We start from the raw sequence: 22,405 nt of genomic DNA on the forward strand, positions 1-22,405 counted from the left end.
CGACCGCGTCGGAGAGGACGACCACCCGGGTCTTCTCGAGGGGGAGCGCGGCATCTCGACCGGTGTGGGAGCGCACGCGAGCGGCGCGACGGTCGAGTACCGGGTCAGCTCGTCGAGAGCTGCCGCGGACCGCGCGCTGTGGTCAGTCGGGCGTGATGCCGGGCTGCTTGCCCGGCGTCACGGTGTTCCGCTCGGTGGCGGGGAACAGAGCCCGGGCCACCGCGGAGTCGATGCGGTCGGCGGAGACGGCCGTGAACGGGCCGTTGCCGCCGCCGGAGGAACCGGAGCCGTCGCCACCGCAGGAGCAGTGGGCCGGCGCGCCGAGCGGCGCGAACGGCATCGACGGCAGCCCGGACGGGTCTCCCGGCAGGGAGGACCCGCTTGCGCCGGACAGCGCGGCGACCGGCTGCCGCGGCGCGTCCAGCCACATCCGGCTGAGCTTGCCGAACACCCCTTGCACCACCGGGGTGCCGGCGGGAACCGGCACGGCGGTGGCGGCCGGGGTGGTCTCGGTGACGTGCCGCGTCACGGCGCCGCCGACGACCACGTCGACGGGCGCCTCCTCGGACGCGCGGTGCTGGAACCAGTCGCGCACGCCTCCGACGGCGCCGCGGAGGTCCTCCGCGACCCGACGCAGGTCGGGCGGGCTCGGCTCGGGCACCCGCGGGGTGCTCAGCGCCGTGTCGAGGTCGTGCACGGCCCGGCCGACCGGGGCCAACGCGGCCTCGACCGAGCCTTCCGCCGCACGGGGCGGCAGCGTGTCGTGCGCGACCTCGGTGACCGGGTCGACCACCGGGATCTGCGCCGACGCCGCGGTCGCGGACAGCGCCCAGGCCGCGGCGGTGCCGGCCAGCGTGCCGCCGACGACCAGCAGGGCGCGGGAGAGCAGCCGCCGAACGCGGCCCGCCCCCGTTCCCACTCGCTGGTCAACGCACGACATCGCTGGAACCTCCGCCGAAGAGCACTGGGATTCGCCGGCGACGTGATCGAGGTGATCAAGCCGACGACGTGAGAGTGCCAGCCCGCGAGGTGCGGGCGCACTCCATCCACACCTGGTTCGCCGGATCGTGTGACGAACACTCTGTGCCTTCGGCCGTGACGGTGGGTGATCAGACGCGCTTGAGCACCCTGGCCGCGCCGGCGGCGGCCGTGGACGCCAGGATCCAGCCGACCGCGATCAACGTGCTGGAGATCCACTGCGAGGCGCCGCTGAACTTCCACTTGCCGTCCTGGCCGAGGTCGACGATCGGGATCAGCAGGTCCATCGACAGCAGCCAGGCGTTCCAGGACGGCGACTCGTCCTCGTTGAGCTTCGGCATCTCGTGGCCCAGGAACCAGCCCGTGCCGAGCAGCCAGAACGCGGTCAGCCAGGCGATCGCGAGCCACGGCCGGTAGCCGTAGCCGACCGTCCAGCGCTGCAGGAACCCCCAGACCCGGCCCGCGACGCCCAGCTCGGAGTAGCGCCGGTGCTGCTTCTCCAGCTGCACGAGCTGCGCCAGCTCCTCCTCGCCGCCGTCGCGGTACACCGCGGCCAGCTGCTCGTACGGGCCGGGCGCGAAGTCCGGCTGCACCTCGCGCAGCCAGCGCAGCCGGGTGCGCACGTCGACGTGCGGCGTGGACGAGATCGAGCGGAACGTGAAGTCCTCCACGTCGACGCCGCCGGTGGCGGACCACAGGCCCGGCCCGTCCATCACGGTCGCCGCGCTCACCCTGGTCAGCACCACCCGGCCGACCGGGACCCGGTCCTCGGACAACCGCACCACGAGCTGGCCCACCGCGAGCCCGTAGGCGTTGAGCGCGATGTCGCTGCCCGGCCCGCCCAGCCGGGCGCCGGCGAACGTGGCCATCTTGCCGACCTCGGCCAGCCGCAGCCGCACGCCGCCCGCGGCGGTGAAGCCGTGGCTGCACAGGAGGTCCTTGCCGATGGTGGCCACGCGGGCGTCCAGCGACGGCTTGACCGTGCCGTCCGGGCGGCGGCGGGGCGCGAGCAGGGACGCGCCGGAGCAGTCCAGGGTGGAGCCGATCGCGGCGTTCTGCAGGCGCAGCGAGCCCCGGGCGCGCAGGTCGCGGAGGAACAGCGTGCCGCCGACGCGGAGCCGGTCGGCGAACAGCACGTCGAGGCCGGGCCCGTGCAGGTGCGCGCCGGAGAGGGACGCGCTGCCCCGGACGTACGCGTCGACCAGGCGCACCTGCCCGTACGCCCGCAACGCGCCTTCCCGCTCGCCGTCGCTGTTGCGCGTCCCCCGCGCTTCGAGGTCGCCGCGCACCTGGATGCCGTCCGCGTGCAGGGCGACCGGGATGCGCTGGACGACCTCGCCCGTGTGGTCCGCCGGCTCCTCCACCACGTCGCGGCGGCCGATCACCGCGCCGGACAGCCGCAGGTAGCCGCCGATCTCGGCGTTGGGCAGGCGCACCGTGCCCGAGGAGGTGAAGCCGTCGTCCAGCTCGACGTTGCCCTCCACCCGCATGCGGTCGGCGACGAGCGCGGCGGCCTCGTCGGCGGTGCCGCGCGGTATCACCAGGACCGGGCGGTCGACCACGCTGGCGTGCAGGCGGGCGCCGGAGAACACGACGCTGCCGCCGACCCGCGCGCCGTCGAGCAGGATGCGGCCCTCGGCGGTGAACCGGCCGCCCTCGGCGTCGCAGAACAGGGTGCCCGCGATGGTGACGCCGGTGGCGTCCAGGGCGTTCTGGCCCGCGTTGAGCAGGCGCGCGCCGCCGAGGTGCACGTTGCCGCCGACGTTCGCGCCGCGCAGCCGCACCTCGCCGCCCGCGCGCAGCGCGATGGCCTGCAACGAGCCGGACAGGCGGATGCGCGCGGCGAGCAGGGCGTGGTCACCGCCCTTGTTCCGCAGCACGGCGCCCGCCAGCCGGAACGTGCCGTCGACCGAGGCGTCGGTCAGGTCGACCACGCCGTCGCTGGTGAACCCGGCCTCCAGCACCAGGTCGCTGCCGACGCGCAGGTTGCGGCCCCACAGCCCGGGCACCTTGCAGCCGCGCATCCGCAGGCCCACCAGGCGGGCCATGCGCAGGTCCGGCGGGCGTTCGAACGAGCAGTCGAGGAAGTCGATCACGTGGTCGACCTGCGCGCCTTCGAGCGCGAAGGAGCCGACGACGTTCGCGCCCGCCAGTCTCAGCGCGGCGGTCCGCGTGCCGTCGGCGAGCAGCTCCGACAGCAGCTCGCCGCGGACCGTGCGGTCCCGCTTGGGCGTCCTCGGGTCGAACCGCAGCAGGCGTCCGGCGGCGAACGCGGCGCGGACGGCGTCCTCGACGGTCTCTTCGGCGGTCACGCCTGCGATCCGATCACCCGGCGCGCCGGTTCCGCCGGCGTTTGCCGCAATCCGAAACGTGGGGTTCGACATGCCCGCGTCCGTCTCCGACCGGCCCACTCGCGGCGGTGGGGCGGGCTACCGTGATCGGCGTGACGGGGAGTGATGAGATCAGCGAAAGGGTGCCGCGGCTGCTCCGCGTGACCGCGGCGTTGAGCTGGCGGTTCGTGGCCGTGGTCGCCGCCCTCTACGTGGTGTTCCAGGTGGTCGGGTTCCTGGCCACGATCGTCATCCCCACCGGGGTGGCGCTGCTGCTGGCCGCGCTGCTGTCGCCCGCGGTGTCGCAGCTCAACCGGGCGGGCATCCCGCGCGGGCTGGCCACCGGCGTGGTGCTCGTCGGCGGGATCGCGGTCGTCGGCGGCGTGCTCACGTTCGTGATCACCGAGTTCTCCAAGGGCCTGCCGGACCTCCAGGAGCAGGTCAGCGCGAGCCTGGACACGATCCGCGGCTGGCTCAAGGACGGGCCGCTGCACCTGAGCGACCTCCAGCTCCAGCAGTACCTCGACCGGGTGGTGGAGACGGTCAAGGAGAACCAGTCCGAGATCACGTCGGGCGCGCTCACCACGGCGGCCACCGTCGGCGAGCTGCTGACCGGGCTGATCCTCGCGCTGTTCACGCTCATCTTCTTCCTGCACGACGGCGACGGGATCTGGCGGTTCATGATCCGGATCGTGCCGCGCGACGTGCGCGGCCGGGCGGACGTGGCCGGACGGCGCGGGTTCGCCTCGCTCGTGTCGTACGTGCGGGCGACCGCGCTGGTGGCGGTGGTGGACGCGGTGGGCGTCGGCATCGGCCTGTGGATCGTGGACGTGCCGCTGGTCGTGCCGCTGTCGGCGCTGGTGTTCCTCGGCGCGTTCATCCCGATCGTCGGCGCGGTGATCACCGGCGCGGTGGCGGTGCTGGTGGCGCTGGTGGCCAACGGGCCCATCCAGGCGTTGATCATCCTGGCCGTGCTGATCGGCGTGATGCAGCTGGAGAGCCACGTGCTGCAACCGCTGCTGCTGGGACGCGCGGTGAAGCTGCACCCGCTGGCCGTGGTGCTGGCGATCACGGCCGGCTTGGTCGTCGGCGGCATCGCGGGCGCGCTGCTGTCCGTGCCGCTGCTGGCGGTGCTGAACTCGGGGATCAGGTCGTTGCTGTCGGAGTCGGACCGGGACGTGGAGCCGCGCCAGGTCGACGTGCTGGAGCCGCAGGAGAGCGGACCGATCGACACGGGCGGGGATCGTGTCGAGGACATCGACGACACCGAGGGCCCGACCGCGGAGCACAGCGGCAGGCAGTAGAGAGGTCAGGCCATCTCGACCAGGTTGCGGCCGTAGCCCTTGGCCGCGAGCAGCGCGGAGTCGGCGGCCACCAGCAGGTCCGGCAGCTCGTAGCCGAACCGCTGGGTGGTCGCCACGCCGATGCTCACGGTGAGGCCGGTGAGCAGGTGCTCCCGCCCGTCCGTGCCGACGGTGGGCACGGCCAGGTCGGCGACGGCGTGCCGCACGCGTTGCGCCACGGACCGGGCGATGGCGGGCTCGGCGTCCGGCAGCAGCACGACGAACTCCTCGCCGCCGAAGCGACCGACCAGGTCGCCGCGCCGGACCGTGCTGGTCAGCAGCAGGGCGACCGCGCTGAGCGCCGAGTCGCCCGCCAGGTGGCCGACCTCGTCGTTGACCCGCTTGAAGTGGTCGAGGTCGAGCAGCATCACGGCCATCGGCCGGTCGCGCACCCGTGCCTTGGACAGCTCGTACCGGGCCCGGCTGTCCCAGTGCACGGCGTTCGCCAGGCCGGTCTTGGCGTCGCGCTGGGCGGACCGCCGCCACTGCGGCAGCTGCGCCGCCCGTTCCAGCAGGGCCAGTGGCGGTCCGGCCATCAGCGCGTGCACCGGGGTGGTGACGGCGACGAAGCCCATCAGGCCGCCGATGCTCACCGCCACGATGCCGAGCACGACGTCGATCGGCTCGCCGATGACCTCCTCGCCCCTGGCGTGCGGGCTGCGCAGCTTCAGGCCGAGCGCGATCACGCCGGCGCGGACCACCAGCAGCACGGTCCCGCCGAGCACCATGACGGCCAGGTCCGCGCGCGGCTCGGCCCAGCCGATGGCGTAGCGGGTGCCGAACACGGCCAGCGTGGTCGCGGACAGGGTGAACACCCAGCGGTGCGACTCGGGGCGCTGGGTCAGCACGCCGTGCAGCGCGGGGCCGAAGAGCAGCAGGACGAGCAGGTTGCACGGCAGGGCGACCAGGCCCGCGGTGAGGTAGCACAGGTGGGCGGCCCACGGGTTGCGCGCGGCCTCGCCCGCCCGGTGGCTGTAGATCGAGCTGCCGATGACGACCGCGCCCGCGGTGCCCGCGATGGCCGCGAACCGGCCGATCTCACCGGGCGACGGCTGGGGCCACGTCACGATCGCGTAGACCACGACGGCCAGCGCGAGCAGGTCCACGAGCAGCCAGTAGGCCAGCGCGGAGCGCTTCAGCGTCCACAGAGGCCAGTGGCGCACGCTCGGCCCTCCCTCGCCGCAGCAGTCCACGGACGTGATCTTCACCCCCGGAGGTAATCAGACTCCGTGAGATCACGCTCGGTGACTCCCGCCAGCCTTCCACATGTGTCGGTATCGGAACAGACGGCCACCTGGGGGTTAGCTGCGCCACTCCGACACGGCAAGATTGGGGACGAAGGGAGCACACCGTGCACACGAAGCCATCCGACCAGGGGACAGCGGCCATGGAGGACCCGGTCGCGCACCTCTGGCGGGGAACGGTAGCGCTACGCGTAGTGACGTTCCTGTTCGCCTTGGGCAACGTGATCGTCCAGCACAACTACTACGAACGCCCGTGGCTGGCGTGGGCGACGATCGCGGCGATGGCCGTCTGGTCCGTGTTCACCATCCAGGCCTACAGCCGGGAACGCGGGCGGCGGCCGTGGATCGTGGTGGCGGACGTCGGGGTCACGTGCGGCCTGATGTCCCTCTCGCCGCTGATCATGACGGATGCTCAGTTCCTGTTCGCCGTCCCGCTGATCACCACGATCTGGGCGGCCGGGCCTCCGGTGGCGGCGGGCGCGCTCGGCGGGCAGGTCGCGGGCGCGGTGTCCGGGTTCGTGGTGGGCTTGAGCACCTACCTCAACCGCGTCGAGCTCACCATCGACCTGGTGCGGGACGTGGTCCTGCTGGCGGGCGCCGGTTTCGTGGTCGGCATGGCGTCGTCCACGGCGCGCCGCTCGGCGGTGCGGTTGGCGCAGGCGTTGCGGACCGAGGCGGCCACGGCGGAGCGCGAGCGGCTCGCCCGGTCCATTCACGACGGTGTGCTGCAGGTGCTGGCACGCGTGCGCAAGCGCGGCACGGAACTCGGCGGCGAGGCGGCGGAACTCGCGGAACTGGCCGGTGAGCAGGAAGTCGCGCTGCGGTCCCTGGTGGCCGCCGCGCCGACCGAGTCCACCGTGGACGGCGACGCGGACCTGCGGCCGGCGTTGCAGCTGCTCGCCACGTCCCGGTTCCAGGTGTCCACACCGGCCACGCAGGTGATGCTGCCGGCCGCCACGGCGTTCGAGCTGACCGCCGTGGTGCGCGAGGCGCTGTCCAACGTGGACAAGCACGCGGGCCCGGACGCGCGGGCGTGGGTGCTGCTCGAAGACCTCGGCGAGGAGGTCGTGATCAGCGTCCGCGACGACGGCCCCGGCATCCCCGAGGGCAGGCTGGCCTCCGCCGAGGCGGAGGGGCGGATGGGCGTCGCCCAGTCCATCCGGGGCCGGGTGGAGGCGCTGCGTGGCACCCTTGAGCTGCAAACGGGGCCGGGGGAGGGCACCGAATGGGAGGTGCGGGTCTACAGATGAGCGTTTCCGTGATGGTGGTGGACGACCACCCGCTGTGGCGTGACGGCGTCGCGCGTGACCTGGCCGAACGCGGTTTCGAGGTGGTCGCGACCGCGGGCGACGCCGCGTCGGCGGTGCGGATCGCCCGCGCGGTGCGGCCCGACGTGGTGCTGATGGACCTCAACCTGGGCGAGACGACGGGGGTGGAGGCGACCACGATGATCACCGGGTCGCTGGCCGGGACGAGGGTGCTGGTGCTGTCCGCGAGCGGCGAGCACAGCGACGTGCTGGAGGCGGTGAAGGCGGGCGCGTCCGGCTACCTGGTGAAGTCGGCGTCGGCCGAGGAGCTGGTGGAGGCGGTGAACCGGACCGCGGCCGGTGACGCGGTGTTCACCGCGGGGCTGGCGGGGCTGGTGCTCGGCGAGTACCGGCGGATGGCCGCCACGCCGGACGACGACAAGCCGCAGCTCACCGAGCGGGAGACCGAGGTGCTGCGGCTGGTGGCCAAGGGCCTGACAGCGCGGCAGATCGCGAACCGGCTGGTGATCTCGCACCGCACGGTGGAGAACCACGTGCAGTCCACCCTGCGCAAGCTGCAACTGCACAACCGCGTCGAGCTGGCGCGGTACGCGATCGAGCACGGGCTCGACGTCGAGCCGGAGGGCTGAGCCATGACCGACCCGAAGGACTTCCGGGTGTCCGACGCCGAGCGGGAGCACGTCGTCGGCCTGTTGCAGAAGGCGATCGGCCGCGGCCTGATCACGCTGGACGAGTTCACCGAGCGGACCGACACCGCGCTGGCCGCGCGCACCCGCGGCGAGCTGAACGCGGTGCTGCTCGACCTGCCGGGGATGGTGCACAACGAGCAGGTGCTCGCCGTGCCGCAGGACCGGCAGGAGCTCAAGGCCACCATGTCGACGGTCAACCGCAAGGGCAACTGGACGGTGCCGCGGCAGCTCGTCGTGCGCAGCCGGATGGGCTCGACGGACCTGGACTTCCGCGAGGCGTCCATCCCGCACGCGGTGGTGGACATCGAGCTGGACGTGACCGCCGGGTCGGTGAAGCTGGTGCTGCCGGAGGGCGCGACGGTCAACGCCGACGGCGTCGAGCTGGCCGCGAGCAACCTGAAGGACAAGGTCGGCACCGGCGTTAACGGTCGACCGCACTTCGTCGTGCACGGCCTGGTGCGCGCGGGCAACGTGGAGATCAAGAAGAAGGCCCGCTGGTTCCGGCACGCGTGACCGGGGTCGTCCCGGCCGCCGCGTGACGCCGTCGTGCGCCCCGCCCGCCGGCCGACGAGGATCGTGACGTGCACTGCCTCGTCACCGGCGCGACCGGCTACCTCGGCGGACGGCTCGTGCCCCGGTTGGTCGCGGCGGGTCACCGGGTCAGGTGCCTGGTCCGCGACCCGCGCAAGCTGCGGGACGTGCCGTGGGCCGGGCAGGTCGAGGTCGTGCGCGGCGACGTGCTCGACCGGGCGTCGCTGGACGCGGCGGTGCGCGACGTCGACGTCGTGCACTACCTCGTCCACTCGTTGAGCGACCCGGACTTCGCCGACGCGGACCGGCGCGCCGCGGAGAACACCGCGCGCGCCGCGGCGGACGCGGGGGTGCGGCGGATCGTCTACCTGGGCGGGCTGCACCCGCCCGGGGTGGCGTTGTCACCCCACCTCGCCTCGCGCGAAGAGGTCGGGGACGTGTTCCTGCGCTGCCCGGTGCCCGCCGCGGTGCTCCAGGCGGCGGTGGTGATCGGGTCCGGCTCGGCGAGCTTCGAGATGCTGCGCTACCTCACCGAACGGCTGCCGGTCATGGTCACGCCGCGCTGGGTGCGCAACCGGGTCCAGCCGATCGCGGTGCGGGACGTGCTGCGGTACCTGGTCGACGCGGTGGGGCTGCCGGCCGACGTCAACCGGGCGTTCGACGTCGGCGGCCCGGACGTGCTGACCTACCTGGAGATGATGCTCCGGTACGCGGAGGTGGCCGGGCTACCCCGGCGCCGCGTGCTGCCGGTGCCGGTGCTCACGCCTCGCCTGTCCGCCTACTGGGTCGACCTGGTCACGCCCGTGCCGCGGGCGATCGCCGCGCCGTTGATCGAGTCGCTGGTGCACGAGGTGGTGTGCCGGGAGCACGACGTCGAGACGTGGCTGCCGGGCGAGAACACCGGCTACGACCGGGCGGTGGCCCTCGCGCTGGCCAAGGTCCGCGGCGCGGACGTGGAGACCCGCTGGTCGGGTGCGTCGGTGCCGGGCGCGCCCGCCGACCCGCTGCCGACCGACCCCGACTGGTCCGGCGGCTCGTCGTACGTCGACGTGCGGGAACGGCGGACCGGCGCCTCACCGGAACGGCTGTGGCAGGTCGTGGAGGGCATCGGCGGCGAGCACGGCTGGTACTCGTTCCCCTTGGCGTGGGCGGTGCGCGGGTGGCTGGACCGGCTGGTCGGCGGGGTCGGGCTGCGGCGCGGGCGGCGTGATCCGAGGCGGCTGCACGTCGGCGAGGCGTTGGACTTCTGGCGGGTCGAGGAACTCGACCGGGGCAGGTTGCTGCGGTTGCGCGCGGAGATGCGGGTGCCGGGCCTGGCGTGGTTGGAGCTGCGGGTCGCGGCGGCGGACGGCGGTGGGTCGACCTACTCGCAACGGGCGGTGTTCGTGCCGCGCGGGCTGGCCGGGCACGTGTACTGGTGGCTGGTGTGGCCGTTCCACGGGCTGGTGTTCGGCGGCATGGCCCGCAACATCGCCAATGAAGCTCAACTTACGAGTGAATTCAGAAAGTCCTGATGGACTGCACAAGAGGGCGGGTGCACACTCGCCCGCATGAAGGCACTGGTCAAGGCGACCGCCGGGCCGGGGTTGTCGTTGACCGACGTCCCCGACCCCACCCCCGGAGCCGGCGACGTGGTGGTCCGGGTCCTGCGCGCCGGCATCTGCGGCACGGACCTGCACATCGACTCGTGGGACGAGTGGGCCGCGCACAACATCAGCGCGCCGCTCGTGCTCGGGCACGAGTTCGTCGGCGAGGTGGTCGAGACGGGCGCCTCGGTGACCGGGGTGAAGGTCGGCGACCTGGTCAGCGGCGAGGGCCACCTGGTCTGCGGCACGTGCCGCAACTGCAAGGCGGGCCGCCGGCACCTGTGCGCCAACACCCGCGGCCTCGGCGTGCACAGCGACGGCGCGTTCGCGCAGTACGTGGTGCTGCCCGAGCAGAACGCCTGGGTGCACCGCGCGCCCGTCGACCTGGACGTGGCGGCGATCTTCGACCCCTTCGGCAACGCCGTGCACACCGCGCTGTCGTTCCCGGTCATCGGCGAGGACGTGCTGATCACCGGCGCCGGCCCGATCGGGATCATGGCGGCGGCCGTGGCCAAGCACGCGGGTGCGCGCAACGTCGTCATCACCGACGTCAGCGAGCACCGGCTGGAGTTGGCCCGCAAGGTCGGCGTCGACCTCGCGCTGAACGTCACCGGGCGCACCATCGCCGAGGCGCAGGCCGAGCTGGGCATGTCCGAGGGCTTCGACGTCGGCATGGAGATGTCCGGCCGGCCGGTCGCGCTGCGGGAGATGATCGGCAACATGACCCACGGCGGCCGGATCGCGATGCTGGGCCTGCCCGCCGAGGAGTTCGCGGTCGACTTCGGCAGCGTCGTGCTGAAGATGCTGCAGATCAAGGGCATCTACGGCCGCGAGATGTTCGAGACCTGGTACTCGATGTCCGTGCTGCTGCAACGCGGCCTCGACCTGACGCCGGTGATCACGCACCGGTTCGACTACACGGCGTTCGACGAGGCGTTCGCGACGGCGCGCGAGGGCAAGTGCGGCAAGGTCATCCTCGACTGGACGGGAGCTCACTGATGTACGGCGCGATGCGCGAGGACCTGCGGACCGGGCTGGACGAGATCCGCGCGGCCGGGCTCTACAAGGCGGAACGGGTGATCGGCACACCGCAGAGCGCCGCCGTCCGCGTGGGCTCCGGCGCCGAGGTGCTGAACTTCTGCGCCAACAACTACCTGGGCCTGGCCGACCACCCGCGGCTGGTCGAGGCGGCGCACGAGGCGTTGGACCGGTGGGGTTTCGGCATGGCGTCGGTGCGGTTCATCTGCGGCACGCAGGAGCCGCACAAGGAGCTGGAGCTGCGGCTCTCGGAGTTCCTCGGCACCGAGGACACGATCCTGTACAGCTCGTGCTTCGACGCCAACGGCGGCCTGTTCGAGACCCTGCTCGGCGCGGACGACGCGATCATCTCCGACGAGCTGAACCACGCGTCGATCATCGACGGCGTGCGGCTGTCGAAGGCACGCCGCTACCGCTACAAGAACCGCGACATGGACGACCTGGAACGGCAGCTCAAGGACGCCGCCGACGCCCGCTACCGGCTGATCGCGACCGACGGCGTGTTCTCCATGGACGGCTACCTCGCGCCGCTGGACGACATCTGCGACCTGGCCGAGCGGTACGACGCGCTGGTGATGGTCGACGACTCGCACGCCGTCGGCTTCACCGGCCCGAACGGTCGCGGCACGCCCGAGCTGTTCGGCGTGCAGGACCGGGTGGACATCGTCACCGGCACCCTCGGCAAGGCGCTCGGCGGCGCCTCGGGCGGCTACACGTCCGGGCGGGCGGAGATCGTGGAGATGCTGCGGCAGCGGTCGCGGCCCTACCTGTTCTCCAACTCGCTGGCCCCGTCGATCACCGCCGCCGCGATCGCCGCGCTGGACCTGCTCAGCTCGTCCGGCGAGCTGCTGACCAGGCTGCGCGAGAACACCGCGCTGTTCCGCTCGCGGATGACCGAGGCGGGCTTCGACCTGCTGCCGGGCGAGCACCCGATCATCCCGGTGATGATCGGCGACGCGGCGGAGGCGTCCCGGATGGCCGACCTGCTGCTGGAGCAGGGCATCTACGTGATCGGCTTCTCGTACCCCGTCGTGCCGCACGGCAAGGCGCGGATCCGGACGCAGCTGTCCGCGGCCCACTCGACCGACGACGTGAACCGGGCGGTGGACGCGTTCATCGCGGCACGCGACCGGATGTGACGCCTCACTTCTTGCCGCCGGGACCCCAGATGCCGGCGAACACGAGCAGGATCGCCGACACCAGGATCGAGAGGGTCACGACGACGCCGTTCATCTCCAGCTCGCCCGCCCGGGCGCTGGGCACGATGAAGCCGAACACGACCAGCACGAGCAGGCCGAGGCCGGCGATGACCGTTTCGGTGGTGCGGAGCGAACGCATGGCTCTTGGTACCGCACCGGCACCCGGCGTGCACATCGTGACGGGTGGCACCGGGTGATCGACCCGCGACGGCTGCGGGTGCTGCGCGCGCTCGCCGACCACGGCACCGTGACGGCGGCGGCGCAGGCCCTGCACCTCACGCCGTCCGCGGTGTCGCAGCAGTTGGCCGCCCTGGAGTCCGAGGTGGGCCACGAGCTGCTGCGCCGGCGGGGACGGCGGGTGTCGTTGACGGCCGCGGGCGAGCTGCTGGTCCGGCACGCCAACGCGGTGGCCGCGGAGCTGGAACGGGCGCAGGCGACGCTGGCCGCGTTCACGTCCGGCGCCACGGGCCGGGTCGAGGTCGGCAGCTTCGCGTCGGCGATCACGCAGGTCGTCGCGCCCGCGCTGGCCGCGCTGCGGGTGTCCGCGCCGGACGTGACGCTGCGCGTGCGCGACGTGGAGGGGCACGCCAGCGTGCCGCTGCTGCTCGACGGCGAGATCGACCTGGCGATCACCGAGGAGTACCGGCTGCGCACCGACGACCGGCGGCTGACCCGGTTCCCGCTCTACACCGAGCCGTTCGACGTGGTGCTGCCGCCGGCGCACCCGTTGGCCGGTGCGGCCGAGGTGGACCTGGCCGACCTCGCGGACGACGACTGGGTCGTGACGCTGCCCGGCAACCCGGTGCGGGACGTCGTGCAGCTGGCGTGCGAGCACGCCGGTTTCGCGCCGCGGATCACGCACACGTCCGACGACTTCCGGGCCATCGGCGCGTTGGTGCGCGCGGGCGCCGGGGTGGCCTTGGTGCCGCGCAACGCCGTGCGCGGTGTGCCCGTCCGCGGCACGGCCCCGTTGCGGCGGGTGGTCGCGGCGGTGCGCGCGGGCAGCGAGGACCACCCGTTGATCGGGTTGGTGCGCGACGCCCTCCTGGACGCCGTCGCTCAGTGAGGAGCGCGGGCGGCGAGCTTCGCCGACGCCGGGTCGGCCGCCGCCACCGCGCCGCGAGCCGCCAGCTGGCACAGGTCGAAGCTGGTCGAGGCGAGCTTCGCGCCCACGCCCGACAGCGCCGTGTGGTTCATCGACAGGCTCGACACGCCCAACCCGGTGAGCACGCACGCCAGCAGCGGGTCGGCGGCGGCTTCTCCGCAGACGCCCACCGGCTTGCCCGCGGCGATGCCCGCGTCGCCGACCAGCTTGACCATCCGCAGCAGGGCGGGCTGCCACGGGTCGTTGAGCGCGGCCACCGCGCCGACCTGCCGGTCCGCCGCGAACACGTACTGGGCCAGGTCGTTCGTGCCGATGGAGACGAAGTCGACCACGGCCAGCACCTCGGCGGCGTTCAGGGCCGCCGCCGGGATCTCGATCATCACGCCGGCGCGCCGGAGGCCGGCCGCGCGCGCCCGTGCCACGAACCACGCGGCCTCGGCGGCGGTGGCCACCATCGGCGCCATCACCGACACGTCGGCGTCGGTGTCGGCGGCGGCGAGGGCGATCGCTTCGAGCTGGCGTTCCAGCACGTCGGGGCGGTCGAAGGCGACCCGCAGGCCGCGCACGCCCAGCGCCGGGTTCGGCTCCGGGTCGGGCGCCAGGAACGGCAGCGGCTTGTCCGCGCCCGCGTCCAGCGTGCGGACGACCACGGGCTTGCCCGCGAACGGCGCGAGCACCGCCGCGTACGCCTCGCGCTGCTCGGCCACGGACGGCTCGGTCGCGGCGGACAGGAAGCAGAACTCGGTGCGGAACAGGCCGACGCCCTCCGCGCCGCCCGCCGCCGCGGCCACCGCGTCCGCGGGCGAGCCGACGTTGCCGAGCACCTTCACCCGGTACCCGTCGCGCAGCACGCCGACGCCGTTCCACTCCGCCCGTCCCGCGACGTGCGCCGCGCGGACCGTGCCGTCGGACGCCTGCACCACGCCGGTGTCGCCGTCCACGAGCAGGGCGGGCACGTCGAGGTCGAGCACGCCGCGGCACGCGACCACGGCCGGGATGCCGAGCGACCGGGCCAGGATCGCGGTGTGCGAGGTGGGTCCGCCCTCCTCGGTGACCAGCGCCAACACCTTGGCCGGGTCGAGGCCGGCGGTGTCGGCGGGCGCCAGGTCGCGGGCCACCAGCACGGACGGCGAGGCCAGCGACGGCACACCGGGCGCGGCCACGCCGAGCAGTTCGGCGACCAGCCGGTCGCGGACGTCGCGGACGTCACGGGCCCGTTCGGCCATGTACCCGCCCGCGGCTTCGAGCGCGGAGATGAACCCGGCGGCGGCCTGGTGCACGGCCCGTGCGGCGGGCAGACCGTCGGCGGTCACCAGCTTCTCGGCCTGGGACAGCAACGCGGGGTCGGCCGCCATCGCCGCAGTCGTCTCCAACACGTCCTTCGCGTCACCGCTCGCGGCGGCCGCGCGTTCGTGCAAGCGGGCCACCACGACGTCCGCCGCGGGCCTGATCCGCGCCGCCTCGGCCGCCGGGTCCGCCGGCGCGGGCCCCGCCGGCGGTTCACCCAGGGGCTCGGCGACCCGGACCACCGGCCCCGAAGCCCGCCCGGAACTCACGCCGACACCACTCAGCCGCGCACTCGCCATGGTCTAGACCATACCCTCAGGTCGACGGGACGTGAAGGACAAGCCAACGCCACCCGCCTCGAACCCGCTACCCCAGCAGCCCTCTCAACCAGCGCAACGCCGGCCCGGCCTGCGCCGCCTGGAACGCCCGCAGCGTCGGCAGCCCGGGCGGTGGCGGCAGCAACGACGAGTGGACGAAGTACCCGGCACTGGCCGCCGCGACCGCCGTCACCGCGTCCCGGTCCGCACCGCGGGCCAGCGGCGACGACCGCCAGACCTCCGCCGGCTCCGGTCCGCCCTGCATCGCCAGCGACGGCAGCAGCAGGGCCAGGTCGACCCAGGGCGCGCCCGAGCCGGCCTGCGGCCAGTCGACGAACACCACACCGGACGAGGTCAGCAGCACGTTGTCGGCACGCACGTCGCCGTGCACCAACGACGTGCCCGCGGCGGCCTCGGCCCACTGCTCCTCCCAGGACGCCAACTCGTCCAGCCGGGCCAGCGCCCACGGGTCGACGCCCGGCAACGGTTCGACGGCCAACGACCGCCACCCGGAGAGCGCGGCCTCGTCGGCCGCGATCGACGCGAGCCCGTCCGGCGCCCGCACCGACGCCAACTCGACCATGGCCGCGTGCACGCGGTCCCACTCACCCGCGGCCCACGGCAGCACGGGCGTATGGCCGACGACCTCCTCGAAGACCAGGGCCACCCAGTCGCCGTCGTCGCCGGACCAGAGCAGCCGGGGACCGGGCACGAGCGGGGCGATCCCCACCTCCCGCCGGTGCATCCCCACGCTGTGCGGGTTGGTGGCAGCGCTCACGGCCTTGGCGAACACCCACCGCCCGTCGGCCAGTTCCAGCCGTGACGCGAGGCCCGGCGAGAACCCGCCCGCGCAGTTCACCGCCCGCACGACCGCCGATCCCAGCCCGCCCTCCACCGAGGCGCGCACGGACGCGGGCAGTCGTGCCCAGGTGAGCCGGTTGCCACCGATCCCTTCCACGCCACGATGGTCCCGGACCTCACCGCCGGCTTTCACCCGGTTTTCCGCACCTGCTCCAGAGTCGGGTACGACGGTTGCGCGCCGGCCGAGGTCACGGACAGGGCGGCCACGCGAGCGGCGAACCGGGCGGACTCCTCCAGCGACCAGCCGGACGACAGGCCGACCGCCAGCGCGCCCGCGAACGCGTCGCCCGCCCCCGTGGTGTCCACAACGGACACTTCGGGCGCACCCACCTCGACCACACCGGACGGCGTGACGACGGCCGCGCCGCGTGCGCCCAACGTGACCACGGCGGACTTCGGCCCCAGCGCCAACAGCCCTTGGAACGACGGGGCCAGCGACGCGGCTTCGTGCTCGTTCACGATCAGCGGGTCCAGCAGGGCCAACGTCGACGCGGGCACCTCGACCACCGGCGACAGGTTCAGCACCGGCCGGACGCCCCGGGACGCCGCCGCACCCACCGCGTGCGACACCGTCGTCACCGGCACCTCCAGCGAGCACACCAGCACCGACACGTCGTCCCAGGTCAGCGCGTCCACATCGGACACGCCCACGTCGGAGTTCGCGCCGGGGGCGACGACGATCGAGTTCTCACCGTCCGGCGTCACGGTGATGTAGGCCAAGCCCGTTGGCCGGGACGACGTGCGCACGAACCCGGTCCGCACACCCGACGACGACAACGACTCCAGCAGCAGTTCCCCGTACTGGTCCGCGCCCACCGCGCCGACGAACGCCACCGGAGCGCCCAGCCGAGCGGCGGCCACCGCGGTGTTGGCGCCCTTGCCCCCGGGCAGCACGACCGTGTCGCCGCCGAGCACCGTCTCACCTCCGGCGGGTCGGCGTGGCACCGAGACGACCAGGTCGGCGTTGGCCGAACCGAGCACGAGAACAGTCACGGTGGCACTGTGCCAGGTCCCGGCGTGACCGGTTCGGTACCCGGTTGAGTAGTGGTACGGATTCCGGATACACCGATCTCGGGCGACTCTGGTCACATGACCGGTACTGGGCAGGACCCCCTGATAAGGCTGGCAGACGAACTCGGGCACCTGGGCCGCCGCTTGGAGGCGGTCGGCCAGGAGCTGCACCGGGTCGGCAGCACCCAGGCGGTGGCGACGTTGCCCGCACCGCCCGCCACCGCGGCGGCCGGATCGACCGCCGGGACGTCCCCGACCAGCACGTCCGCGACCAGTGCGCCCACCGCCACGCCCGCCCAGCCAGCCGCGCCCGCCGCGCCTGCCCAACCGGCCGCTCAGCCCACTGCCGCCGCACAATCTGCCCCCGCCGGACAGGCCGCCTCGGCCCCACAGCAGACGCCGGTCCCACAGCCCGCCGCCGCAGCGGCCCAGACCGCGCAAGCCCCGGCTCACCCGACCGGCCCGGCCACGCACGCACCGGCCTACCAAGCGGCACCCCGGCCCGCGCCCCACCCGAGCAGCCCCGCGCAGTACACCGCAGCTCAGCACCCCTACGCGCCACCGCAGGCACAGGGCGCTCCGGGCTGGGGCCAACCCGCGCCCTACTGGCCGCCGACCCCTCCGCCGCCGCCCGGCCCCACCCTCTTCGACCGCCTCGGCAAGGACGGCGCGGGCAGCAAGTTCCTCGCCTGGGTCGGCGGCGCGGTTACGCTGCTCGGCGTCGTCCTCCTCCTCGTCCTGGCCGTGCAACGCGGCTACCTCGGCCCCCTGCCCCGCGTCCTCGGCGGCGCCGCGCTCGGCGCCGTGCTGGTCGGCCTCGGCCTGTGGCTGCACCGCACCCCGGCCGGCCGCACCGGCGCGTTCGCCCTCGCCGCGACCGGCATCGCCGTGCTCTACCTGGACGTCATCGCCGCCACCTCGATCTACGAGTACCTGCCCGGTGGCGGCGGCCTGGCCGCGGGCCTGCTCATCGCGGGCGGCGGGCTGCTGCTCGCGCTGCGCTGGGACTCGGCCGCCCTCGCGATCGGCGTCGTCGCCGCCTGCGCCGTGTGCGCGCCCGTCATCACGCAGGGGTTCACGCCGCTGCTGGTGGCGTTCCTGCTGGTCCTGAAGATCGCGGCCAGCCCGGTGCACCTCAAGCGCGACTGGCCGTGGCTCGCGGTCACCGCGGGCGTGCCGCCGCTGCTCGCCTCGGTCCTGGTGATCGGCCGCACGGACGAGTACACGCTGGCCGGCATCTCCTTGCTGGCCGCCGTGATCGGCGTCGCCGCCGCCGTGCTCACGATCAACGTCCGGCCCGGCGACACCACCGCGCTCGCCCTCGCCGTCGGCTCGCCGCTGCCCGCCCTGCTCACCACCGCCGTCCTCGACCGCACCACCGGCGCGGGTGTCGCCGGCGCGGTCGCGGTGCTGATGCTCGCGTTGTGGGCGGCCGGTCGGCGCTCGTTGCCGAAGAACTTCACCGCGGCGGTCGGCGCGGTGGGCGTGTTCGCGTTGTTCCAGGCCACGACGATCGCCCTCGACGGCAGCACGCGTGCCGCGGTGGTGCTGGCGGAGGCCTTGGTGCTGGCGTTCCTGGCGAAGGTCCTCTCGTCACGCGGCCCGCTGCTCGGGTCGCTCGTGTTCGGCGCCATCGGTTTCCTGCTCACGATCGCCGCCGCCGTCCCGCCGCGACTGCTGCTGGACGAACCGTGGCGCGTGGACACTCCGGGGTTCCTGGTGTCCGGGATGCTGACCTCCCTGGTCCTCGGCGTGCTCGTGGTCGTGCTGCCGTGGGTCGCGACGGGCCTCGGAGTTCTCGGCAGGCACCCGTTCCCGTGGATCGTCACGGGTGTGGTCCTGCTGTACGCGGCGGCGGGTGTCGTGCTGTGCGGCGCGCTGCTGGTGTCGCAGGACGTGACCGGATTCCTCTTCGGTCACTCGATCGTGACGGTGTCGTGGACGGTCGCCGCACTGGTGCTGCTGGTGCGCGGCATCGACCGGAAGTCCCTGCGGGTGGCCGGATTGGTGCTGGTCGGGGCGGCCGTGGCGAAGCTGCTGCTGTTCGACATGGCCGCGTTGGACGGCATCGCCCGCGTGCTCGCGTTCATCGGCGCCGGTCTCGTCCTCCTGACGGCGGGCACGCGTTACGCCAAGCTGGTGGCAACTCGACGAATTTCGGCTGATTCGTAGCTCTCGGGATCCAAAACGGCCCGGACTGCGTCAACCTGGTGTAGAGGTCTACGTCGTCGGGGTACGACCACCGGTGCTCCGGCACCGGCAGGGGTCCGGCGTCGGTCGTTTCGCCCCCCGAGCGACCGGCGCCGGGCGCACCGCCGCCGTTGCCGCCCGTCCCGCCGCCGCGGGCGGCAGCCAGACCCCCATCACCCGGTCCGGCACAAAAGGCACTCGTCCGTAGGACGAAGGTGGAACCCGACCGGGCGTCGGTGTTCCCATCCAGCCATGTGGGGACGACGACGCACCGCAGCCCTGGGCACCGCAGCCGTCCTCTTCGCCGCCGCGCTCTCCGCCGCCGGCCAGGAGCGTTCGCACGTCGTCACCGCCGCCGGCACGCCCGCGCCCAAGGCGTACGTGATCACGCACAACGGTCGGGTGCAGGTGCTCGACACCACCGACGGCCGGGTCGTGGCGACGGCCAACACCGGCGCGTGGACCACGGGAGCGGCGGTCGGACCCGGTGGCCGCCGGGTGTACGTGGTCAACGGCTGGGCGGGCGTGATCACGGCCGTCGACCCGGTGGCGGGCAAGGTCGTGGGCCGCATCGACGCCCGCGCGCGGCTGGCGCAGGCGGTGCTGCGCCCGGACGGCAAACGCCTCTACGTCACCGGCAGCGGCGCGGTCGCGGTGGTGGACCCGGTGACGTTCCGCCTGGTCGCGGCGATCCGGGCGGGCGGCCAGCCGCAGGGCATCGCGGTCACGCCCAACGGCCGCCGGCTGTACGTGGCCAACGCGCAGGACGGCACGATAAGCGTGCTCGACACCGAGACCGCGAGCCCGCGGACCACGATCGACGTCGAGGGCATGCCGCAGCACGTCGCGGTCAGCCCGGACGGCGAGGCGGTCTACGTCAGCTCGCTCGACCTCGGCGAGGGCAGCGGCACGGTCTCCATGATCGACCCGCGCACCGACGAGCTGCGCTGGTCGACGCCGGTCGGCAAGGGCGCGGGCAGCATCGCGGTCACCCCGGACGGCCGCCGCGTCTACATCGCGCTGAACCGCCGCGTCGCCGTCCTCGACACCACGACCCGCGTCGCGAAGACGTTGCGGCTCAAGGCGAAGGCGTTGGCGATCGCGCCCGGCGACCGCCGCGTGTTCCTGTCCAGCGGCAACACCGCGACCGTGCTGGACAGCGCCGACAACCGGGTGCTGAACACGTTCCAGCTCAGCGCGTTGGACAACGACGGCCGCGGCCTCACGGCCACGGCCATCGCGTTCGAACCGCTCGACCCGTCCTGAGCGAGGACGGGCTACACGTGCTGTGGCAGCTTCTCGTCCTCCACCGGCGCGTCCTCGTGGATCGCCATCCGCTCCTGGATCCGCCGCAGCGGTCCGGGCGCCCACCACGCGGCGTCGCCGAGCATCTTCATCACGGCGGGCACGAGCAGCATCCGCACCACGGTGGCGTCCAGCGCGAGCGCCAGGATCATGCCGACGCCGACGAACCGCATCATCGTGATCTGCGAGAACGCGAACGCGCCCGTCACCACGATCAGCAGCAGCGCCGCCGCCGTGATCACCCGACCGGTCTTCGCCAGGCCGGCGGTCACCGCCTCCTCGGTCGACGCGCCTCGACCGCGCGCCTCGACCATCCGGGACAGCAGGAACACCTCGTAGTCCGTGGACAGGCCGAAGACCACGGCCGCCATCAGCACCACGATCCCGGACTCCAGCGGCGCGGGCGTGACGCCGAGCAGCGAAGCGCCGTGCCCGTCCTGGAACACCCACACCAGCACGCCGAACGTCGCGGACAGGCTCAGCGCGCTCATCACCACGGCCTTGATCGGCAGCAGCACAGACCCGAACGCCAGGAACATCAGCACGAACGTCGCGCCCACCAGCAGCAGGATCATCAGCGGCAGCTTCTCGCCGATGGCGTCGAGGCTGTCGGTCACCGTCGCCGTGCTGCCGCCGACGAGCACCTCGTCGCCTGGCCCGTCGAGCGCGCGCACGTCCCGCAGCGCCTGCTTGGACGCGTCGCTCAACGCGTCCTGGTCCAGCCCGGCGTTGATCAGCCACACGCCGCCGGCGGGCTCCGCGGCGATCTGCGCCTCGCCGACACCGGGCACCGCGCCGACGTCGCCGATGAACCCCTGCACGTCGGCCTGCGACGGGTCACCGGTGATCACGATCTTGAAGCCCGCGTTGGACAGCGCCGCGAAGTCGTTGTTGACCGTCTCGGCGGCAACGCGCGCCGGGTTGCCCTCGGGCAGCACCTTCTCGGTGACCTCGCCGAACTTCACGCCGAGGAACGGCGAGCCGAGCGCGAGCAGGAGCAGCACGATCGGCAGCGCGAACAGCACCGGCCGCTTCATCACCCGAGCAGCGAGTCTGCGCCAGCCCTGCTCGGACGGCACTGTCGTCTGATTGCCGGCTCCGCCGGCGGCCTTCTTGCGCCACGGCATGGCGAGCTTGTCCACGCGGTGGCCGAGGACGGCCAGCAGCGCGGGGAGCAGGGTGAGCGACACGACCGCCGCGATCGCCACCGCCGACATGCCGCCGTAGCTCAGGGACTTCAGGAAGCCCTGCGGGAACAGCAGCAGCCCGGCGAGCGCGATCACCAGCAACGTCGCCGAGAACAGCACGGTCCGGCCCGCCGACATGACCGTCCGGCGCACGGCGTCCGGTGTGCTGCGGCCCGCCGCCAGCTCCTCGCGGAACCGGCCGACCATGAACAGGCCGTAGTCGATCGCCATGCCGAGGCCGAGCAGGCTGGCGACGTTGACCGCGAACGAGTTCACGTCGGCGACCAGCGAGACGGCGTGCAGCACGCCGAGGGAGCCCATGATCGCGAGGCCGCCGACCAGCACGGGCAGCGACGCGGCGACCAGGCCGCCGAAGATGACGATCAGCAGGATCAGCACGATCGGCAGCGAGACGGCCTCGGCCTTGGTGAGGTCGGAGGCGGACATGTCGCTGATCGCCTTCTGGGTCGGCACGAGGCCGCCGACCTGCGCGTCCAGCCCGTCGACCTGGAGCCGGTCGGCGATCTGGTCGTACTGCTTGAGCTGCGTGTTCGAGTCACCCGACGTCAGCGTGATCACGACGAGCGACTTGCCGCTCGCCGGCGACGGGAACGGCGGCGACACCTTCAGCACGGCGTCCGCCGGGAGGTCGGACAGCTCGCCGGCGATCTGCTGGAGCTTGCCGGGGTCGGTGGTGTCGTAGACCACCAGCACGTCACCGCCCTGCCGGCCGAACGCCTCCTGCGCGACCTCGTTGGCCCGCGCGGCCTCGCTCGTCGGCGCTTCGTAGCCGCCCTGGCTGAGCCGGTCGAACACGCCGAGTCCCCAGATGCCGCCGACCACCGCCAGTGCCACCGTCGCGATCAACACCACCCATCTGCGGCGGTACGCCAGCGATCCCCACTTCGCGAACACGCGTCCTCCCAGGCAGATGGG

At 73.3% G+C, this 22,405-nt stretch carries 18 protein-coding genes; 10 read left to right on the forward strand and 8 right to left on the reverse strand.

What is annotated here, in order from left to right:
- Positions 1 to 142: 142 nt before the first annotated feature.
- The gene (locus ADK67_RS01535; RefSeq protein ID WP_157619842.1) at positions 143 to 940 is read right to left on the reverse strand and encodes a hypothetical protein; all 798 of its coding nucleotides are present in this window, start codon (positions 938 to 940) and stop codon (positions 143 to 145) included.
- Between the two features lie 169 nt (positions 941 to 1,109).
- Positions 1,110 to 3,290, reverse strand: coding sequence for a hypothetical protein (locus ADK67_RS01540; protein ID WP_053714503.1), 2,181 nt, complete (start codon positions 3,288 to 3,290; stop codon positions 1,110 to 1,112).
- A gap of 131 nt (positions 3,291 to 3,421) precedes the next feature.
- On the opposite strand from ADK67_RS01540, the gene ADK67_RS01545 reads away from it, so the two are divergent.
- The gene (locus ADK67_RS01545; protein ID WP_053714689.1) at positions 3,422 to 4,612 is read left to right on the forward strand and encodes an AI-2E family transporter; all 1,191 of its coding nucleotides are present in this window, start codon (positions 3,422 to 3,424) and stop codon (positions 4,610 to 4,612) included.
- A gap of 5 nt (positions 4,613 to 4,617) precedes the next feature.
- Here the strand turns inward: ADK67_RS01545 and ADK67_RS01550 are convergent, their stop codons facing one another.
- The gene (locus ADK67_RS01550; RefSeq protein WP_053714690.1) at positions 4,618 to 5,814 is read right to left on the reverse strand and encodes a GGDEF domain-containing protein; all 1,197 of its coding nucleotides are present in this window, start codon (positions 5,812 to 5,814) and stop codon (positions 4,618 to 4,620) included.
- A 224-nt stretch (positions 5,815 to 6,038) separates the two neighbouring features.
- Between ADK67_RS01550 and macS the strand changes: the two genes are divergently transcribed.
- The 6 genes from macS (at position 6,039) to ADK67_RS01580 (ending at position 12,146) form a co-directional block, all read left to right on the forward strand.
- Entirely contained in the window at positions 6,039 to 7,145 is a 1,107-nt protein-coding gene (gene macS, locus ADK67_RS01555) for a MacS family sensor histidine kinase (protein WP_053714504.1), read from the forward strand.
- Complete coding sequence (locus ADK67_RS01560) at positions 7,142 to 7,792, forward strand: response regulator (protein ID WP_053714505.1); 651 nt, start codon at positions 7,142 to 7,144, stop codon at positions 7,790 to 7,792. Before macS ends, ADK67_RS01560 begins: the two co-directional genes overlap by 4 nt.
- Before the next feature lie 3 nt (positions 7,793 to 7,795).
- Entirely contained in the window at positions 7,796 to 8,365 is a 570-nt protein-coding gene (locus ADK67_RS01565; protein WP_053714506.1) for a DUF1707 SHOCT-like domain-containing protein, read from the forward strand.
- Between the two features lie 68 nt (positions 8,366 to 8,433).
- On the forward strand, positions 8,434 to 9,897 hold the full coding sequence (locus tag ADK67_RS01570; RefSeq protein WP_053714507.1) for an SDR family oxidoreductase: 1,464 nt from the start codon (positions 8,434 to 8,436) through the stop codon (positions 9,895 to 9,897).
- A 36-nt stretch (positions 9,898 to 9,933) separates the two neighbouring features.
- The gene (tdh, locus tag ADK67_RS01575; protein ID WP_053714508.1) at positions 9,934 to 10,968 is read left to right on the forward strand and encodes an L-threonine 3-dehydrogenase; all 1,035 of its coding nucleotides are present in this window, start codon (positions 9,934 to 9,936) and stop codon (positions 10,966 to 10,968) included.
- On the forward strand, positions 10,968 to 12,146 hold the full coding sequence (locus ADK67_RS01580) for a glycine C-acetyltransferase (protein WP_053714509.1): 1,179 nt from the start codon (positions 10,968 to 10,970) through the stop codon (positions 12,144 to 12,146). The genes tdh and ADK67_RS01580 overlap by 1 nt, the downstream gene beginning before the upstream one ends.
- A 4-nt stretch (positions 12,147 to 12,150) precedes the next feature.
- Here ADK67_RS01580 and ADK67_RS01585 read toward each other — a convergent pair whose 3' ends face one another.
- On the reverse strand, positions 12,151 to 12,345 hold the full coding sequence (locus tag ADK67_RS01585) for a hypothetical protein (RefSeq protein ID WP_053714510.1): 195 nt from the start codon (positions 12,343 to 12,345) through the stop codon (positions 12,151 to 12,153).
- Positions 12,346 to 12,399: 54 nt separating this feature from the next.
- Between ADK67_RS01585 and ADK67_RS01590 the strand changes: the two genes are divergently transcribed.
- The gene (locus tag ADK67_RS01590) at positions 12,400 to 13,272 is read left to right on the forward strand and encodes a LysR family transcriptional regulator (protein ID WP_053714511.1); all 873 of its coding nucleotides are present in this window, start codon (positions 12,400 to 12,402) and stop codon (positions 13,270 to 13,272) included.
- On the opposite strand, the gene ADK67_RS01595 is transcribed toward ADK67_RS01590, so the two are convergent.
- The 3 genes from ADK67_RS01595 to ADK67_RS01605 all read right to left on the reverse strand — a co-directional run bounded on the left by ADK67_RS01595 (position 13,266) and on the right by ADK67_RS01605 (position 16,769).
- Positions 13,266 to 14,897 carry a putative PEP-binding protein gene (locus ADK67_RS01595; RefSeq protein ID WP_053714512.1) on the reverse strand — a complete coding sequence of 544 codons (1,632 nt, stop codon included), beginning with the start codon at positions 14,895 to 14,897 and terminating at the stop codon, positions 13,266 to 13,268. The two genes, ADK67_RS01590 and ADK67_RS01595, sit on opposite strands and share 7 nt — an antisense overlap.
- Positions 14,898 to 14,964: 67 nt before the next feature.
- Positions 14,965 to 15,873, reverse strand: a complete 909-nt coding sequence (locus ADK67_RS01600; RefSeq protein WP_053714513.1) for a phosphotransferase family protein — start codon at positions 15,871 to 15,873, stop codon at positions 14,965 to 14,967.
- Between the two features lie 32 nt (positions 15,874 to 15,905).
- Positions 15,906 to 16,769, reverse strand: coding sequence for a ribokinase (locus ADK67_RS01605; RefSeq protein ID WP_053714514.1), 864 nt, complete (start codon positions 16,767 to 16,769; stop codon positions 15,906 to 15,908).
- A gap of 96 nt (positions 16,770 to 16,865) precedes the next feature.
- On the opposite strand from ADK67_RS01605, the gene ADK67_RS01610 reads away from it, so the two are divergent.
- On the forward strand, positions 16,866 to 18,959 hold the full coding sequence (locus ADK67_RS01610) for a DUF2339 domain-containing protein (RefSeq protein ID WP_082403130.1): 2,094 nt from the start codon (positions 16,866 to 16,868) through the stop codon (positions 18,957 to 18,959).
- A 270-nt stretch (positions 18,960 to 19,229) separates the two neighbouring features.
- A complete protein-coding gene (locus ADK67_RS01615; protein WP_053714516.1) occupies positions 19,230 to 20,243 on the forward strand; it encodes a YncE family protein in 1,014 nt (337 codons plus the stop codon).
- Positions 20,244 to 20,254: 11 nt separating this feature from the next.
- On the opposite strand, the gene ADK67_RS01620 is transcribed toward ADK67_RS01615, so the two are convergent.
- Positions 20,255 to 22,384, reverse strand: a complete 2,130-nt coding sequence (locus ADK67_RS01620; protein WP_053714517.1) for an MMPL family transporter — start codon at positions 22,382 to 22,384, stop codon at positions 20,255 to 20,257.
- Between the last annotated feature and the right edge of the window lie 21 nt (positions 22,385 to 22,405).

Origin of the sequence: Saccharothrix sp. NRRL B-16348 (genome assembly GCF_001280085.1) — a bacterium.
Taxonomy (GTDB): Bacteria; Actinomycetota; Actinomycetes; order Mycobacteriales; family Pseudonocardiaceae; genus Actinosynnema.

Excerpts from the sequence above, each read along its gene's own strand:
- ADK67_RS01535 (WP_157619842.1), bottom strand. The coding sequence starts at position 940 with ATGTCGTGCGTTGACCAGCGAGTGGGAACGGGGGCGGGCCGCGTTCGG.
- macS (WP_053714504.1), top strand. The coding sequence starts at position 6,039 with ATGGAGGACCCGGTCGCGCACCTCTGGCGGGGAACGGTAGCGCTACGC.
- ADK67_RS01560 (WP_053714505.1), top strand. The coding sequence starts at position 7,142 with ATGAGCGTTTCCGTGATGGTGGTGGACGACCACCCGCTGTGGCGTGAC.
- ADK67_RS01565 (WP_053714506.1), top strand. The coding sequence starts at position 7,796 with ATGACCGACCCGAAGGACTTCCGGGTGTCCGACGCCGAGCGGGAGCAC.
- tdh (WP_053714508.1), top strand. The coding sequence starts at position 9,934 with ATGAAGGCACTGGTCAAGGCGACCGCCGGGCCGGGGTTGTCGTTGACC.
- ADK67_RS01580 (WP_053714509.1), top strand. The coding sequence starts at position 10,968 with ATGTACGGCGCGATGCGCGAGGACCTGCGGACCGGGCTGGACGAGATC.
- ADK67_RS01585 (WP_053714510.1), bottom strand. The coding sequence starts at position 12,345 with ATGCGTTCGCTCCGCACCACCGAAACGGTCATCGCCGGCCTCGGCCTG.
- ADK67_RS01595 (WP_053714512.1), bottom strand. The coding sequence starts at position 14,897 with ATGGCGAGTGCGCGGCTGAGTGGTGTCGGCGTGAGTTCCGGGCGGGCT.
- ADK67_RS01610 (WP_082403130.1), top strand. The coding sequence starts at position 16,866 with ATGACCGGTACTGGGCAGGACCCCCTGATAAGGCTGGCAGACGAACTC.
- ADK67_RS01615 (WP_053714516.1), top strand. The coding sequence starts at position 19,230 with ATGTGGGGACGACGACGCACCGCAGCCCTGGGCACCGCAGCCGTCCTC.